The sequence below is a fragment of the Sphingomonas sp. UYEF23 genome (genome assembly GCF_040546165.1).
GTDB lineage: Bacteria > Pseudomonadota > Alphaproteobacteria > Sphingomonadales > Sphingomonadaceae > Sphingomonas > Sphingomonas glacialis.
In genome coordinates, this window is the sequence record NZ_JBEPNG010000004.1 from 94,232 (window position 1) to 107,347 (window position 13,116).

Annotated in this window: 15 protein-coding genes; 8 read left to right on the top strand and 7 right to left on the bottom strand. The window is 67.1% G+C overall.

Translation table 11 applies throughout. The annotated features are described in order from the left end of the window. Positions 1–68 precede the first annotated feature (68 nt). Entirely contained in the window at positions 69–1,001 is a 933-nt protein-coding gene (locus ABIB28_RS09305; RefSeq protein WP_354287930.1) for a 50S ribosomal protein L11 methyltransferase, read from the top strand. Positions 1,002–1,008: 7 nt separating this feature from the next. On the opposite strand, the gene ABIB28_RS09310 is transcribed toward ABIB28_RS09305, so the two are convergent. Then, positions 1,009–1,377 (bottom strand): hypothetical protein, encoded by a 369-nt coding sequence (locus ABIB28_RS09310; protein WP_133186438.1) that lies wholly within the window; start codon positions 1,375–1,377, stop codon positions 1,009–1,011. After that, positions 1,374–2,243 (bottom strand): phenylalanine 4-monooxygenase, encoded by an 870-nt coding sequence (gene phhA, locus ABIB28_RS09315; RefSeq protein ID WP_354287931.1) that lies wholly within the window; start codon positions 2,241–2,243, stop codon positions 1,374–1,376. Before phhA ends, ABIB28_RS09310 begins: the two co-directional genes overlap by 4 nt. A gap of 44 nt (positions 2,244–2,287) precedes the next feature. On the opposite strand from phhA, the gene ABIB28_RS09320 reads away from it, so the two are divergent. Further along, positions 2,288–2,980, top strand: coding sequence for a TIGR02117 family protein (locus ABIB28_RS09320; RefSeq protein WP_354287932.1), 693 nt, complete (start codon positions 2,288–2,290; stop codon positions 2,978–2,980). Beyond that, the gene (locus tag ABIB28_RS09325) at positions 2,977–3,681 is read left to right on the top strand and encodes an esterase/lipase family protein (protein ID WP_354287933.1); all 705 of its coding nucleotides are present in this window, start codon (positions 2,977–2,979) and stop codon (positions 3,679–3,681) included. The genes ABIB28_RS09320 and ABIB28_RS09325 overlap by 4 nt, the downstream gene beginning before the upstream one ends. Positions 3,682–3,801: 120 nt before the next feature. On the opposite strand, the gene ABIB28_RS09330 is transcribed toward ABIB28_RS09325, so the two are convergent. Both ABIB28_RS09330 and ABIB28_RS09335 read right to left on the bottom strand, forming a co-directional pair. Next, positions 3,802–4,080, bottom strand: a complete 279-nt coding sequence (locus ABIB28_RS09330; RefSeq protein ID WP_133186446.1) for a hypothetical protein — start codon at positions 4,078–4,080, stop codon at positions 3,802–3,804. Beyond that, a complete protein-coding gene (locus ABIB28_RS09335; RefSeq protein ID WP_354288097.1) occupies positions 4,080–5,084 on the bottom strand; it encodes a glycerophosphodiester phosphodiesterase in 1,005 nt (334 codons plus the stop codon). Before ABIB28_RS09335 ends, ABIB28_RS09330 begins: the two co-directional genes overlap by 1 nt. A 267-nt stretch (positions 5,085–5,351) precedes the next feature. Here ABIB28_RS09335 and ABIB28_RS09340 point away from each other — a divergent pair, with 267 nt between their 5' ends. Beyond that, the gene (locus tag ABIB28_RS09340; RefSeq protein WP_133186448.1) at positions 5,352–5,933 is read left to right on the top strand and encodes a nucleotidyltransferase family protein; all 582 of its coding nucleotides are present in this window, start codon (positions 5,352–5,354) and stop codon (positions 5,931–5,933) included. Here the strand turns inward: ABIB28_RS09340 and ABIB28_RS09345 are convergent. The 3 genes from ABIB28_RS09345 to ABIB28_RS09355 all read right to left on the bottom strand — a co-directional run bounded on the left by ABIB28_RS09345 (position 5,930) and on the right by ABIB28_RS09355 (position 9,450). After that, complete coding sequence (locus ABIB28_RS09345; RefSeq protein ID WP_354287934.1) at positions 5,930–6,628, bottom strand: SDR family NAD(P)-dependent oxidoreductase; 699 nt, start codon at positions 6,626–6,628, stop codon at positions 5,930–5,932. The two genes, ABIB28_RS09340 and ABIB28_RS09345, sit on opposite strands and share 4 nt — an antisense overlap. A gap of 78 nt (positions 6,629–6,706) precedes the next feature. Beyond that, positions 6,707–8,086: a methyl-accepting chemotaxis protein gene (locus tag ABIB28_RS09350; RefSeq protein ID WP_133186452.1), complete on the bottom strand. Its 1,380-nt coding sequence runs from the start codon at positions 8,084–8,086 to the stop codon at positions 6,707–6,709. 20 nt (positions 8,087–8,106) lie between these two features. Beyond that, positions 8,107–9,450: a methyl-accepting chemotaxis protein gene (locus tag ABIB28_RS09355; RefSeq protein WP_133191870.1), complete on the bottom strand. Its 1,344-nt coding sequence runs from the start codon at positions 9,448–9,450 to the stop codon at positions 8,107–8,109. Positions 9,451–9,698: 248 nt separating this feature from the next. Here ABIB28_RS09355 and sdhC point away from each other — a divergent pair, with 248 nt between their 5' ends. From sdhC to ABIB28_RS09375, 4 genes are all read left to right on the top strand, one after another. After that, complete coding sequence (gene sdhC / locus ABIB28_RS09360; RefSeq protein ID WP_354287935.1) at positions 9,699–10,109, top strand: succinate dehydrogenase, cytochrome b556 subunit; 411 nt, start codon at positions 9,699–9,701, stop codon at positions 10,107–10,109. 1 nt (position 10,110) lies between these two features. Continuing rightward, positions 10,111–10,509 carry a succinate dehydrogenase, hydrophobic membrane anchor protein gene (sdhD, locus tag ABIB28_RS09365; RefSeq protein WP_133186456.1) on the top strand — a complete coding sequence of 133 codons (399 nt, stop codon included), beginning with the start codon at positions 10,111–10,113 and terminating at the stop codon, positions 10,507–10,509. Further along, complete coding sequence (sdhA, locus tag ABIB28_RS09370; RefSeq protein WP_189675822.1) at positions 10,502–12,304, top strand: succinate dehydrogenase flavoprotein subunit; 1,803 nt, start codon at positions 10,502–10,504, stop codon at positions 12,302–12,304. The genes sdhD and sdhA overlap by 8 nt, the downstream gene beginning before the upstream one ends. A gap of 123 nt (positions 12,305–12,427) precedes the next feature. Beyond that, complete coding sequence (locus ABIB28_RS09375) at positions 12,428–12,988, top strand: ClpP family protease (RefSeq protein WP_133186464.1); 561 nt, start codon at positions 12,428–12,430, stop codon at positions 12,986–12,988. Positions 12,989–13,116 lie beyond the last annotated feature (128 nt).

A 13,116-nucleotide genomic window follows, 5' to 3' on the forward strand; every position in this document is an offset into this window, starting at 1 on the left:
CGCGGAGACGCGGAGAGAAGTGGGGATGCCCGCTTGCGCGGGGCGGGCGGCGCGGGCAGGACGCAGCGATGACCAGCTGGAAAGTGACGCTCCCCTGCACCCGCGCCGAGGCCGAGGCGATCGATGCCGCCGATGATATCGCCGAGGGCATGGTGCTGATGACGACCGAACTCGAGGAGGACGATCGCGAGCATTGGCGGCTCGACGCCTATCTCGAGGTGGCGCCGACGCCCTCGGCAATCGCCGCGATCCGCCTGCTCGCGCCGAGTGCGGGGGAGACCGCGCCGCTGGTCGAGGAACTGCCCGATGAGGATTGGGTGACGCTGAGCCAGGACGGGCTCGAGCCGATCGCCGAGGGGCGTTTCGTCGTCCATACCAGCGCGCATCCCGTCGCCGCCCCCGCAGGCGGTCGCGCCTTTCTGATCGAGGCGGGGCAGGCGTTCGGCACCGGACACCATGCGACCACGTCGGGATGTCTTGCGATGCTCGACCGCCTCGCCGACCAGTCGTTCGCGCGGATCATCGATATCGGCACCGGCACCGGACTGCTCGCTTTCGCCGCACAGCATCTGTGGCCGACGGCCGAGATCGTCGCGACCGATATCGACCCGCGCGCGATCATCGTCACGCGCGAGAATGCCGAGCTCAATGCGCTCGACGGCATCGCGCTGATCGTCGCCGACGGTGCGCTCGACGACACGATCACCGCACGCGCGCCGTACGATCTGGTGATCGCCAATATCCTGGCGGGCCCCTTGGTGTCGATGGCGCCCGAGCTCGCCGCAATTGCCGCGCCCGGCGCGACGATCGTCCTGGCGGGCTTGCTCGACACGCAGCGCGTCGATGTCGTCGCGGCGTTTGCCGGCTGCGGCTGCACGCTGGCCGAGACCGACCGGCGTGGCGACTGGACGATCCTGCGGCTCGTCGCGGGCGCGGTGCGCTATGTCCCGACCAAGCCGATCGACCCGAAGGGACGCGACGGCTGGGCGCTCGATCTCTAGCGACGCGTCAGGCCGGCTGCCACTCGGCCTTCTCGCGCCGGAGCGAGGCGAGCAGCGAATCGTAGATCACCTTGGCGCGCGTCAGCCCGGCCTGGCTGCGCCCGCGATCGTCGATCGGCAGCTCGCCGCGCACGCCGAAGCCGTCGCGCAGGAACTCGCGGTCGTCATAGCGTGTCTTGAACGTCTGGAGAAAATCGCGGCATTCGCTCGCCATCGTCGCGCGTTCGTCGAAGCTCAGCTGTGGCAGCGCCTCGGCGATTTCGGCATGCAGCGCCTTCAAATGGCCGAAAACATGGAGCCGCTCGGTCATGAACGCCTGCAGCGTCGGCCACTGTTCCTCGGCCATCGCCCAGCGCTCGCGTTCGGCGCGGCTCACGACGCCTTCGCCAGCGCATAGGCCTGCGACCCGCGCGTCAGCAGCGTGTCGTCGGGCAGGATTTGCGCGACCGGCACGTCGGGCATCTCGGCAAGCTTGGTATAGAGCGGGGCGAAGTCGGTCTCGACCGTTACGCGCAGCAGATCCTCGAAGCTCGGGATGACGAAATAGTTCTGCTGGAAGTCGTCGATCCGGTACTCGGTGCGCATCACGCGTTCGAGATCGAAGGCGATGCGATTGGGGCTCGGATCATCGAGTGCGAACCGGCTCTCTGCAAAGCTCGACACGATCCCCGCGCCGTAGAGCCGCAAGCCTTCGGGCTCGGCGACGAGGCCGAACTCGACCGTGTACCAATACAGCCGGCCGAGATATTTCAGCGCATCGAGCCCCTGAGCCCGCTGCCCGCCGCGGCCGTATGCCGCGAGGTAATCGGCGAAGACGGGGTCGGCGAGCATCGGGACATGGCCGAACACGTCGTGGAACACGTCGGGTTCCTGGAGATAATCGAGCTGGTCGGCGCGGCGGATGAAATTGCCCGCGACGAAGCGGCGGTTCGCCATATGGTCGAAGAACACGGCGTCGGGCACGAGCCCGGGCACCGCGACGACTTGCCAGCCGGTGAGCTTCATCAACCGTTCGGAGAGTTCGTCGAAATCGGGAATCCCCGGTTTAGACAGCTTGAGTACATCTAGCCCGCGCAAATAGGCGTCAGACGCGCGACCGGGCAGCAGTTTTGCCTGGCGCGCGAACAAGGTGTCCCAGACGTGGTGTTCTTCTTGGCTGAAATGCGCCCAATCCTGCGGGATCGTCCAATCGGCGGAGGCGCCGGGCGGGGGGCGGTCGAGAACGTGCGTATCATCGGTCATTGCTGCAGGGTATCACAGCCACTGCGGGTCTGGAATGCTTACGCATGAAACGAATTCTTGGGCGGGTAGTCAGCGTGGCTGGCATAATCGCCGTATTGCTCGTCGCTTATGGCGCGGCGGGGATGGCGGGCGGTGCGGCGCCGAGCAATGCTGGCTGGAGCCAGCCGCGCGATGGCGTGCGAATCCTGGTCGAGAGCAATGGCGTGCATACCGATCTGGTGCTGCCCAAGGTCGCGGCCGGGGTCGATTGGCGCGACCTTTTGCCTGGCGATGATCTCGCCGATCCGCGCTATGCCGGCTTCGATCATGTCGCGATCGGCTGGGGCGAGCGGACCTTCTACCTCGAGACGCCGCGCTGGAGCGACGTGAAGCCGCTCACCGTGCTGCGCGCCGCGTTCGGCAGCGACCGCACCGTGCTGCATGTCGAGCACATCGCGCCGCCCGCCGCGGCCGACGATGCGCGCGTGCTCGTGCTGCGGCCTGACGAATATCGCCGGCTCGTGGCCTTTATCCGCGCGAGCTTTGCGGGGCGGCAGGCGTGGCACCGCGCGGGCTACGGCAGCAACGATGCCTTCTACCAGGCGCGCGGGCGCTACAGCGCGATCGAGACGTGCAACGCCTGGACCGGTGACGCCTTGCGAGCGGCCGGGGTGCGGATCGGGGTGTGGACGCCGTTTCCGGTGACGGTACTCGGCTGGTTTGCCCCGCCGCGACATCCGCTACGAGATGCGACGTGAAGCCGCCGTCGAAAGCATTGCTCGCGCTCGAAGTGCCGCGCGGGGCGTGGGGACTGGCGTCGCTGCTCGGGTCGCGGTCGCTGCTGGCCAAGGGGCCGCGCGGCGATGGACGGCCGGTGCTGCTGCTGCCAGGCTTGTTCAACAGCGATCTGTCGGGGGTGTTCCTGCAGCGTTACCTCGTCTCGCTCGGTTACCGCGCCGAGGGGTGGGGGCTCGGGCGCAATCTCGGCGCGCGGACGATCGGCGTCGATGGCGCGCGGCTGCACGACCGGATCGTCGCGCTGGCCGCGGCGAGCGGCGAGCCGGTGACGTTGGTCGGCGTCAGTCTCGGCGGGATCATGGCGCGTTTCGCGGCGCATCGCTGGCCCGAGCTGGTGCGCGAAGTGGTGACGATCAGCTCGCCTTATGCCGGCAGCCCGCGTGCGACCAATGTGTGGCGCGCGTTCGAATTCTTCACCGGCGACCGGATCGACGCGCCCGAGATCGTCGCGCACAGCGCATTGGTCGCGCAGACCCCGCCGGTGCCGGCAACGGCGATCTGGAGCCGCAGCGATGGGCTGGTCAATGGCATGATCTGCCACGACGCCGCGGGGCGATCGGTCGAGGTGCGCAGCAGCCATGTCGGCGTGCAGGTGCGCCCGGCGGTGTTGCTCGCGGTGGCGCAGGTGCTGGGCGGCGCTGCGGTCGAGCGGCAGGTCTGAGCGAACGGACCGCAACGTCACCCCGGCCTCGTGCCGGGGCCCACCGTGCCGCGCGTACTACGCGGGACGGATGTGCGGGCCGATGGACCCCGGGACGAGCCCGGGGTGACAAAGGGGCCTTCAGCGCCCGGCCTGATACCCGTCGTAGCGATTGCAGTCGGGGCGCTGCTCGCGACGGCATTCCTGCGCCCAGCGGCGGCGTTCGGCGCCTTCGCGCGCTTCCTGCTTGCGCATCTTGCGGCCGTAGTTGCGATCGGCTTCGGACTGGCTCGTCGTCGTCCAGTCGACCGCCTTGCCCGCGGCCTTGACGGGGAAGGTGACGATGCTGGCAGCGGTGCGGACGCAGCCGCCCATCATCAGCGGGAGCAAGGCGGCGGCGATCAAAGGGCGGTACTGCATCATTTTTCCTTTAGGGCGTTGCGCACCTTTACGCCAATCCCTGGAAAATCGGTAAAGAAGCCGTCGATTCCGAGCGCGAGATAGCGCCGCATCGCATCTTCGATCCGCCCGTGGACCGCCGGATCGGTGCCGGTCTGCAGGCTCGGCGGCAGGAAGATGTTCTCGGCGCGGAAGGTCCAGGGGTGGAGCCGCAGGCCGGCGGCATGCGCATCGGCGACCAGGGTCGTCGGCGGCGCATCGCCATTCTCGATCATCGCGAGGCCGGGGCCAATGCCATACGCGTATTTCGCGACCGCCTTGAGCCCCTCGGGCGTGACCATCGCGGCATAGCTCGGCACGGCATGGTCGGCTGGCCCGCCACTCGCGTCCATCAGCTGGATCAGCCGCAGCCCCGTCATTGCGTGGATGCGCTTGAGATTGTCGACCTCGAACGACTGGATGAACACCGGGTCGCTCGGCTTGTCCCAGCCTGCCGCCTTCAGCTGCGCGACGAGCCGCGCTTCCATCGGATGGCCGATGCGCGCGAAATAGCTCGGATGCTTGGTCTCGGGATAGATGCCGACGACGCGCCCGCCGACCGAATGCTGTTTCGCCAGAGCGATCACCTCGGCGAGCGTGGGAACTTCGAACTGACCGTCATATTTGACGTTGCCGGGGCGCAGCTTGGGCAAACGCTCGACCGCGCGCAGCGTTTTCAGCTCGGTGAGCGTGAAATCCTCGGTGAACCAGCCGGTATGGCTCTCGCCGTCGATCATTTTGGTCGTGCGGCGCGCGGCAAATTCAGGGTGCTTGGCGACATCGGTGGTGCCGGTGATGTCGTTCTCGTGCCGCGCGACAAAGACGTCGTCCTTGGTCAGCACGAGGTCGGGCTCGATGAAATCGGCGCCTTGCTCGATCGCGAGCGTGTACGAGGCGATGGTATGCTCGGGCCGAAGCCCGCTCGCGCCGCGGTGCGCGATGACGATCGGCGGGGAGAGCGGTTGCGCGGTGACGGGGTGGGGCATCGCGCCAGTCTGCGCGATCGCCGCGCTCGACGCCAGCGACAGCAACAGCGCCGCGACTGTCTGGGCGGCCTTGGCGGTGCTCGAATGCGTCATCGTCGTGAAAATCCTCTTGGCAGCGTCGTGTCCGCCCGCATGGGGCAAGACGATGACAGTTTGACGATAGCGCGCCACGCGAAAAGCCTCGATAGCGCAGCGCTGTGCGGACCATATCGGCGACGGCGCGCGTTGATGCCGCAGGGCTAGGGGCAGCCGCGCCGGAGAACCGAGATGATCGCGATCGACGACTATGTGCTGATCCTGCTCGCCGCGGGGCGGTCCGAACGCTTCGGCGATGCCGACAAGTTGCAGCAGGACTTTCTCGGCAAGCCGCTCGCCTTCCACGTCGTCACCGCGCTCGAGGATGTGCCGTTCAAGGCGCGTTTTGCGGTCTGTTCGAACACCGCGCTCGATTTCGGCAGTCGGGGCTACACCGTGCTCCACAATGCCGACCCCGGCGACGGCATGGCGGGATCGGTCAAGCTCGGTGTGCGCGCCGCGATCGAGCTCGGCTGTGCCGGCGCGGTGATCGCGCTGGCGGACATGCCGCGCGTGACCGCGTCGCACATCTATCGCCTCGCCGACGCGGTCGACGGTGATGGCGAGAATGCCGTGATCGCCTCGAGCAACGGCGTCCAGACGAGCCCGCCCGCGCTGTTCGGCGCAGCGCGGCTTCCGGCGCTCCTCGAACTCGCGGGCGACGAAGGCGCGCGCGCGATGGTCCGCGCCGGGCGCCACGTCATCGCACCCGAGGCGGAGCTGCTCGACATCGACCGGCCCGAGGATCTCGAGCGGCTGCGCGCGCTGCGCTAACGGACGTAGCTCGCGCCGTTGATGTCGAGCACCGCGCCCGTCATCGACGCCGGCGCGGTCAGCGCGAGGAAGCGCGCGGCCTCGGCGACTTCCTCGGGCATCGCGACGCGCCCGAGTGGAATGTCGGCGAGCAGCGCGTCGCCGCCGCGGCTCTCGAGATACTCCTCGGCCATCCCGGTCATCGTGAAGCCCGGGCAGATCGCGAACGCGAGGATCCCGTTACGGGCATAGCCGCGCGCGATCGACTTGGTCATCGCGACCATCCCGGCCTTCGACGCGGCATAATGCCAATGCGCCGGCGAATCGCCGCGATAGGCCGCGCGGCTGGCGATGTTGACGATCCGCCCGCCGACGCCGCGCTCCTGCCAGTGGCGCACCGCGAAGCGGCAGAGTTCGGCCGAGGCGGTCAGGTTGATCCGCAGCGTGCGCTCCCATTGCTCGACCCAGGCGGCATCGTCGGACTCGATCGGGTTGGCCTCGAACACGCCGGCGTTGTTGACCAGCACGTCGATCCGCCCGTCGCAGCGCGCGAGTGCTGCATCCCACAAGGCGCGCGGTGCGGCGGGATCGGCGAAGTCGGCGGGGATGCCCGAGCGGGTGCCCTGGCCAATGACGGTGGCGCCCGCCGCTTCGAGCGCGGTGAGCGTGGCGGCACCGATCCCGCGCGATGAACCGGTGAGGAGGATGTTGGTCATTTGCGAGCTTTAGCGGGACGTTTGCCCAAGCGCTACGGGCCTCCCCTCCCTGGAAGGAAGGGGGGGAGGGGGCTACGATCAGGCCGCCACGCTCGCCGAGAAAGTGTCGGCCGCGCCTTTCAGCTCGCCCAGCCGATCGTCGACGGTGCCGAACTCGCGTTCGAGCGTGTCGATCTCGCCCGCGACTCGCTCGGTGCCCGCCCGGATCGCGGTGATCGTCCCCGACATCGAATCGGCGGCGAGCGCGGTTTCGTCGACTGCCGCGGTGATCGCGGTGACGGTCTGCGCTTGCGCCTGCATTGCGAACCGGATGCGGTTGGCGCTTTCTTGGACCTCGACGACGGTCGATTTGATCGAGGCGTTGGTCTCGACGGTCGAGCGCGTTGCCGACTGGATCGCGGCGATCTTGGCGGCGATGTCGTCGGTCGCGCGCGCGGTCTGGTTGGCGAGGCTTTTCACTTCCTGCGCGACCACCGCGAAACCACGGCCGGCATCGCCCGCGCGCGCCGCCTCGATCGTTGCGTTGAGCGCGAGCAGATTGGTCTGTCCGGCAATGTCGCGGATCAGCCCGAGGATCGATTCGATCGACTTTGCGTGATCGCTGAGCGTCTCCGACATGCCGACCGCCGTCGTCGCCTGGGTCGAGGCGCGCGTCGCGATTTCGGCGGCGGCTTCGACTTCGCTGCGCGCATCCTCGATCGCGCGAATGAGGCCAGCGGCAGTCTGCGCGGCTTCGCGCATCGCCATCGCCGATTGTTCGGCCGCGGCGGCGACTTCGCTCGTCTGGCCGAGCATCCCGCGCGCCGCGCGCGATGCGCCTTGTGCCTGGACGCGAATGCGGTTGCCGAGCGCGGCGGCACCCTCGATCGAGCTGGCGATCGTCGCGCTGAAATCGGCCGAGCGGGTGCGCCGTTCGGAGCGCGCGCGTTCGGCATCGTGCGCGCCGAGATACGACGCCATCACATCGGCCTCGACGAGCGCGAGCCGCTGGACGCAATCGGCGAGCGCGCCGATCCGCGACGACCCGCTGCCGAGCTTGGCTTCGATCGCGACCAGCGTGCGGGTATGCGCAAAGCTCAACGACGAGAGCAGCGCCTGCAACGGCACGCCCGCCTTTTGCGACGATGCGGCATGGCGCGTCGCCATGCGCATCCAGTCATCCTCGTACGGCGCGGCATATTTGACGCGGGTGTAGCGCGCGCTGTTGTCGACTCTCGTGTCGAGATAGTCCGCGGTGAATTGCGAGCGGATGTGCGCGCTCACCGGCAGCGAGAGATAATGCTCCCAGAAAGCACGCGAGATTTCGGCTTCGTGTCCGGCGATCGCCTGCGTGATCTCCGCCGCGCACGCGCGGATGCTGCCGTCCCAATCATAGTCGGCGACACGGGCGGCGGCGGTGCGGTGTTCGCCGCTCCACCCACCCGGGATCGCGCCTACAAGCGCGTCGCTTACTGCCATCTCAGTTCCTCGTTCCCGGTTTACGCCGCGACTTTTGCGACAAAGTCGCTCGCGCGGTTCTTTAGGGTCCCCAGCTTGTGGTCGAGCGAATCGAAGCCGCGACCGACGCTGTCGATCTCGGAGGCGACCGATTCGGTGTCCTCGCGGATCGCGGTGATGGTGTTCGACATCGAATCGGCGGCAAGCGCGGTCTCGTCGACCGCGGCGGTGATCGCGGTCACGGTGTGCGCTTGCGCCTCCATCGCATAGCGGATGCGGTTGGCGCTTTCCTGGACCTCGGCGACGGTCGATTTGATCGAGGCGTTGGTCGCGACGGTCGAGCGCGTCGCCGACTGGATCGCGGCGATCTTGGCGGCGATGTCGTCGGTCGCACGCGCGGTCTGGTTGGCCAGCGACTTCACCTCTTGCGCGACGACCGCGAAGCCACGCCCCGAATCGCCGGCGCGCGCCGCCTCGATCGTTGCGTTGAGCGCGAGCAGATTGGTCTGCCCGGCGATGTCGCGGATGAGCCCGAGGATCGATTCGATCGACTTGGCATGGTCGCTGAGCGTTTCCGACATGCCGACCGCAGCGCTTGCCTGGGTCGAGGCGCGTGTCGCGATCTCGGCGGCGGCTTCGACTTCGGAGCGCGCATCCTCGATCGCGCGGATCAGCCCGGCGGCGGTCTGCGCCGCCTCGCGCATCGCCATCGCCGATTGCTCGGCGGCGGCGGCGACTTCGCTCGTCTTGCCGAGCATGCCGCGCGCCGAGGTCGAGGTGCGGACCGACTGGCCGCGCAGCACTTCGGATTCCTGCGTCGCTTCCTCGACCGTCGCGGCGATGCGCTCGCGGAACTCGGTGGCGAGTCTGTCGCGCTCGCCTTGCGCGCTGTTGAGGCGGAAGGCGTTGTAGATTTCGACGGTTATCTCGGCTTCGAGCCCGGTCAGCCGCATCAGCGTATCGATGAAGCCGGGCAGGCGCGGGTCGTCGCCCTTGACGCGCTTGAACAGGATATCGAGCGCGGCGCGGTCGCTCGCGCAGGTCATCGACAGCAGCGCCATCGTCGACACGCCCTCCTTGTAGCCCGACGCGACCGATCGCTCCATCGACTCGATCCAGGCACGCCCCGAAACGTCGCAGAAGCGATTGCGCAGGAAGGTCACGCCAAGCTCGATCATCTTGGTTTCTTCGTGCGGCTGCCAGCTCTTTTCGCCCGGGCTCGCGCGGCGCCATTGCGCCCAGAACGCCAGCGCGATCTCGGCGGCATCGGCCTCGAGGACGCTCCACACGTCGCGCGCGGCGGCTTCCAGCGTATTGTCGAAATCGAAGGCGCGCAGGCGCGCCCGAATATCGATGGTCGCGGCGACCGTACCGGGGGCAGGCAATGCAGTGGGGTTCAAGGCGAAGCTCCGTATCTGCCGCAGCCATGGGCTGTACGCTACTGGTCGGCGGTCACCCGATGGCTTAACGCGATTTGGTTAACGCTCGGTAAGCCCTGCGTGCGGCCTGCTCAGGCCCTTGGGCAAAGTGCCCAGCTGCAATTGCTGCATGTGCGTGGCATGCCAGAAACCTTGCATCGCAGCGCTTGCCGACTAAAGGAGCCACAACCCAATATGACGAGGACGTCCTAGCCTTGGCCAGCCCAACACCCCGCGCCCGACCGCTCAGTCCGCATCTGTCGATCTGGAAACCCGGTCCGCACATGGTGGTCTCGATCCTCCACCGCATTACCGGCGACGGTATGGCGACCGTCGGCACCGTCGTGCTCGTCTGGTGGCTCGCCGCGATCGCGGCGGGGCGCGAGAGCTATCACACCTTCTACCATGTGTTCGGGGAAGTTGCCGGCGGTGCGATAGGTTACCTGTTCGCCATCGGCATGACGCTGTGCTTCTTCCAGCACATGGCGACCGGGATCCGCCACTTCTTCCTCGATGCCGGCGCCGGTTACGAGTTGAAGATCAATCGCTCGGGCTCGATCGCGACAATGGTCTTTGCGGTGGTGGCAACCGTGCTCGTCTGGGCCTATATCGTGGGGGTCAAGTAAGATGGGTAACGGAACCGAACTCGGCCGCGTCCGCGGTCTCGGCAGCGCCAAGGAAGGCGCGCACCATTGGTGGGCGCAACGCGTCACCGCCGGATCGAACCTGTTTCTTACCTTGTGGTTCTTTGTCGCGCTCGTCCGGCTGCCGGCCTACGATTACGACTCGGTCCACACCTGGCTCGGCTCGCCCTGGGCGGCGATCCCGCTGGTGCTGCTGATCCTCTCGGTCTTCTATCACTTCCGGCTCGGGCTGCAGGTGCTGATCGAGGACTACCAACACGGCGCCAGCCGGGTTGCTTTGATGCTGCTGCTCAACTTCTTCACCTTCGGCAGCGGCGCCGTCGCCCTTTTTGCGATCCTCAAGGTCGCCTTCACCGCCACCACCGGAGTGCCGCATGTCTGAGGCATACAAGATTATCGATCACACCTACGACGCCGTCGTCGTAGGTGCCGGCGGGTCCGGCCTTCGTGCCACGATGGGGATCGCCGAAAGCGGGCTGAAAACCGCGTGCATCACCAAGGTGTTCCCGACGCGCAGCCACACCGTGGCGGCGCAGGGCGGTATCGCCGCGTCGCTCGGCAACAACAGCCCCGACCATTGGACGTGGCACATGTTCGACACCGTCAAGGGGTCGGACTGGCTCGGCGACCAGGACGCGATCGAGTATATGGTGCGCGAAGCACCGGCGGCGGTTTATGAGCTCGAGCACGCCGGTGTGCCGTTCAGCCGCAACGAGAATGGCACGATCTACCAGCGTCCGTTCGGCGGCCACATGCAGAACATGGGCGAGGGGCCGCCGGTCCAGCGCACCGCCGCTGCCGCCGATCGTACCGGCCACGCCATGCTCCACGCGCTCTACCAGCAGAGCCTGAAGTACGACGCCGACTTCTACATCGAATATTTCGCGCTCGACCTGATCATGGAAGACGGCGTGTGCCGCGGCGTGATCGCTCTGTGCATGGACGACGGCTCGATCCACCGTTTCCGCTCGCACAATGTCGTGCTCGCGACGGGTGGCTATGGTCGCTGCTATTATTCGGCGACGTCGGCGCACACCTGCACCGGCGACGGCAATGCGATGGTGCTGCGCGCGGGGCTCCCGCTGCAGGACATGGAGTTCGTCCAGTTCCACCCGACCGGCATCTACGGTGCGGGCGTGCTCATCACCGAAGGCGCGCGCGGCGAGGGCGGGTATCTCACCAATTCCGAGGGCGAGCGCTTCATGGAGCGCTATGCACCCTCGGCGAAGGATCTCGCTTCGCGCGACGTCGTATCGCGCTCGATGGCGCTCGAAATGCGCGAGGGTCGCGGCGTCGGCAAGAATGGCGACCATATCTGGCTCCATCTCGACCATATCGATCCCAAGGTGCTCGCCGAGCGCCTGCCGGGCATCACCGAGACCGGCAAGATCTTCGCCGGCGTCGATCTGACGCGCCAGCCGCTGCCGGTCACGCCGACGGTGCATTACAACATGGGCGGCATCCCGACCAATTATCACGGCGAAGTCGTCCATATGAAGGATGGCAACCCCGATGCGGTCGTCCCCGGCCTGTTCGCAGTGGGCGAGGCGGCGTGCGTCTCGGTCCACGGCGCCAACCGCCTGGGTTCGAACTCGCTGATCGATCTGGTCGTGTTCGGCCGTGCGACGGGGCTGCGGATCAAGGATATCCTCAAGCCCAACACGCCGCACCAGCCGCTGCCCAAGGGGTCGGAAGAGCTGTCGCTCAGCCGCCTCGACCGCTTCCGCAACGCGACGGGCACGATCCCGACCGCGCAGATCCGGCTCGAGATGCAGCGCACGATGCAGAAGAACTGCGCCGTGTTCCGCGACAACGAGCTGCTGAACGAGGGCGTCGAGCAGATCAAGGCGACCTACGCCAAGCTCAACGACGTCGCGGTCACGGATCGCTCGTTGATCTGGAACACCGATCTGGTCGAGACGCTCGAGCTCGACAATCTGCTCGCGCAGTCGATGGTGACGATGCAGTCGGCGGCGAACCGCAAGGAATCGCGCGGCGCGCACGTCAACGAGGATCATCCCGATCGCGACGACGCGAACTGGATGAAGCATACCACCGCGACCTTCACGGGCTGGGGCGGCGTCGGCGGCAAGGTCGAGATCGGCTATCGCCCGGTCCACGATTACACGCTCACCGACGAGGCCGAGTACATCAAGCCGAAGAAGCGGGTGTATTGATAGCGTGGCGGGGGCAGTCCACGCCCCCGCCATGCCGCCCCGGCAGCCGATCGAACCCGGCTGAAAATTTCGGATGTTGCGGTGGCGCTGGAACCAGGCCCCGCTTCGCCGGTTGGCGCGGGCATGACCGCCACCCGCTACCCCTTGCTCGCCAATCCGCACATCCGCCTGTCGGGTCCGGTCGACCAGCTGATGTACACCAACTTCCGCCAGCAGCTCGACGCCTGCCCGGAGGAGGGGACGATCGTCATCGCGCTGACGACGCTCGGCGGCGACCCCGAGGTCGCGCGGACGATGGCCGACGATATCCGCTTGCTCGACGAGCATGACGGGCGCGAGATCCTGTTCCTCGGCAAGGTCGCGGTCTATTCGGCAGGCGCGACCTTCATGGCGGCGTTCCCGGTCGGGCGCCGGTTTCTCACCCGGCACACGCGGCTGATGATCCACGAGCGCAAGATTTCGAAGACGATCACGCTCGATGGGCCACTGCGGATGGTCGTCGCCTCGATCAAGGCGGCGCTCCACGAAGTCGAGCATTCGATCGAGATCGAGGAAGAGGGCTTCCGCGCGATCGTCAAGGACAGCCAGGTCGATTTCGAGGAACTGCGCGAGAAGGCGCCGTCGAACTGGTATATCGAGGCCGAGCAGGCGCGCGATCTCGGGCTGGTGCTCGACGTGATCTGAGGGCTTGCTTCCCTCCCTTTCAGGGGGCGCAGGAGCGATGCTGCGGCTGGGACAAATTGCCCACCCTCTTTCAATTGCATGCTGCAATGCAGAGCTAGGGTTTGCGGCCCGCGCTCACTCTGTGTACG

Bases quoted from the DNA above. Each gene is read 5' to 3' on its own strand.
- ABIB28_RS09305 (WP_354287930.1), top strand. From the start codon at position 69: ATGACCAGCTGGAAAGTGACGCTCCCCTGCACCCGCGCCGAGGCCGAG.
- phhA (WP_354287931.1), bottom strand. From the start codon at position 2,243: ATGACCGATGATACGCACGTTCTCGACCGCCCCCCGCCCGGCGCCTCC.
- ABIB28_RS09320 (WP_354287932.1), top strand. From the start codon at position 2,288: ATGAAACGAATTCTTGGGCGGGTAGTCAGCGTGGCTGGCATAATCGCC.
- ABIB28_RS09330 (WP_133186446.1), bottom strand. From the start codon at position 4,080: ATGCAGTACCGCCCTTTGATCGCCGCCGCCTTGCTCCCGCTGATGATG.
- ABIB28_RS09335 (WP_354288097.1), bottom strand. From the start codon at position 5,084: ATGCCCCACCCCGTCACCGCGCAACCGCTCTCCCCGCCGATCGTCATC.
- ABIB28_RS09340 (WP_133186448.1), top strand. From the start codon at position 5,352: ATGATCGCGATCGACGACTATGTGCTGATCCTGCTCGCCGCGGGGCGG.
- ABIB28_RS09345 (WP_354287934.1), bottom strand. From the start codon at position 6,628: ATGACCAACATCCTCCTCACCGGTTCATCGCGCGGGATCGGTGCCGCC.
- ABIB28_RS09350 (WP_133186452.1), bottom strand. From the start codon at position 8,086: ATGGCAGTAAGCGACGCGCTTGTAGGCGCGATCCCGGGTGGGTGGAGC.
- sdhD (WP_133186456.1), top strand. From the start codon at position 10,111: ATGGGTAACGGAACCGAACTCGGCCGCGTCCGCGGTCTCGGCAGCGCC.
- sdhA (WP_189675822.1), top strand. From the start codon at position 10,502: ATGTCTGAGGCATACAAGATTATCGATCACACCTACGACGCCGTCGTC.
- ABIB28_RS09375 (WP_133186464.1), top strand. From the start codon at position 12,428: ATGACCGCCACCCGCTACCCCTTGCTCGCCAATCCGCACATCCGCCTG.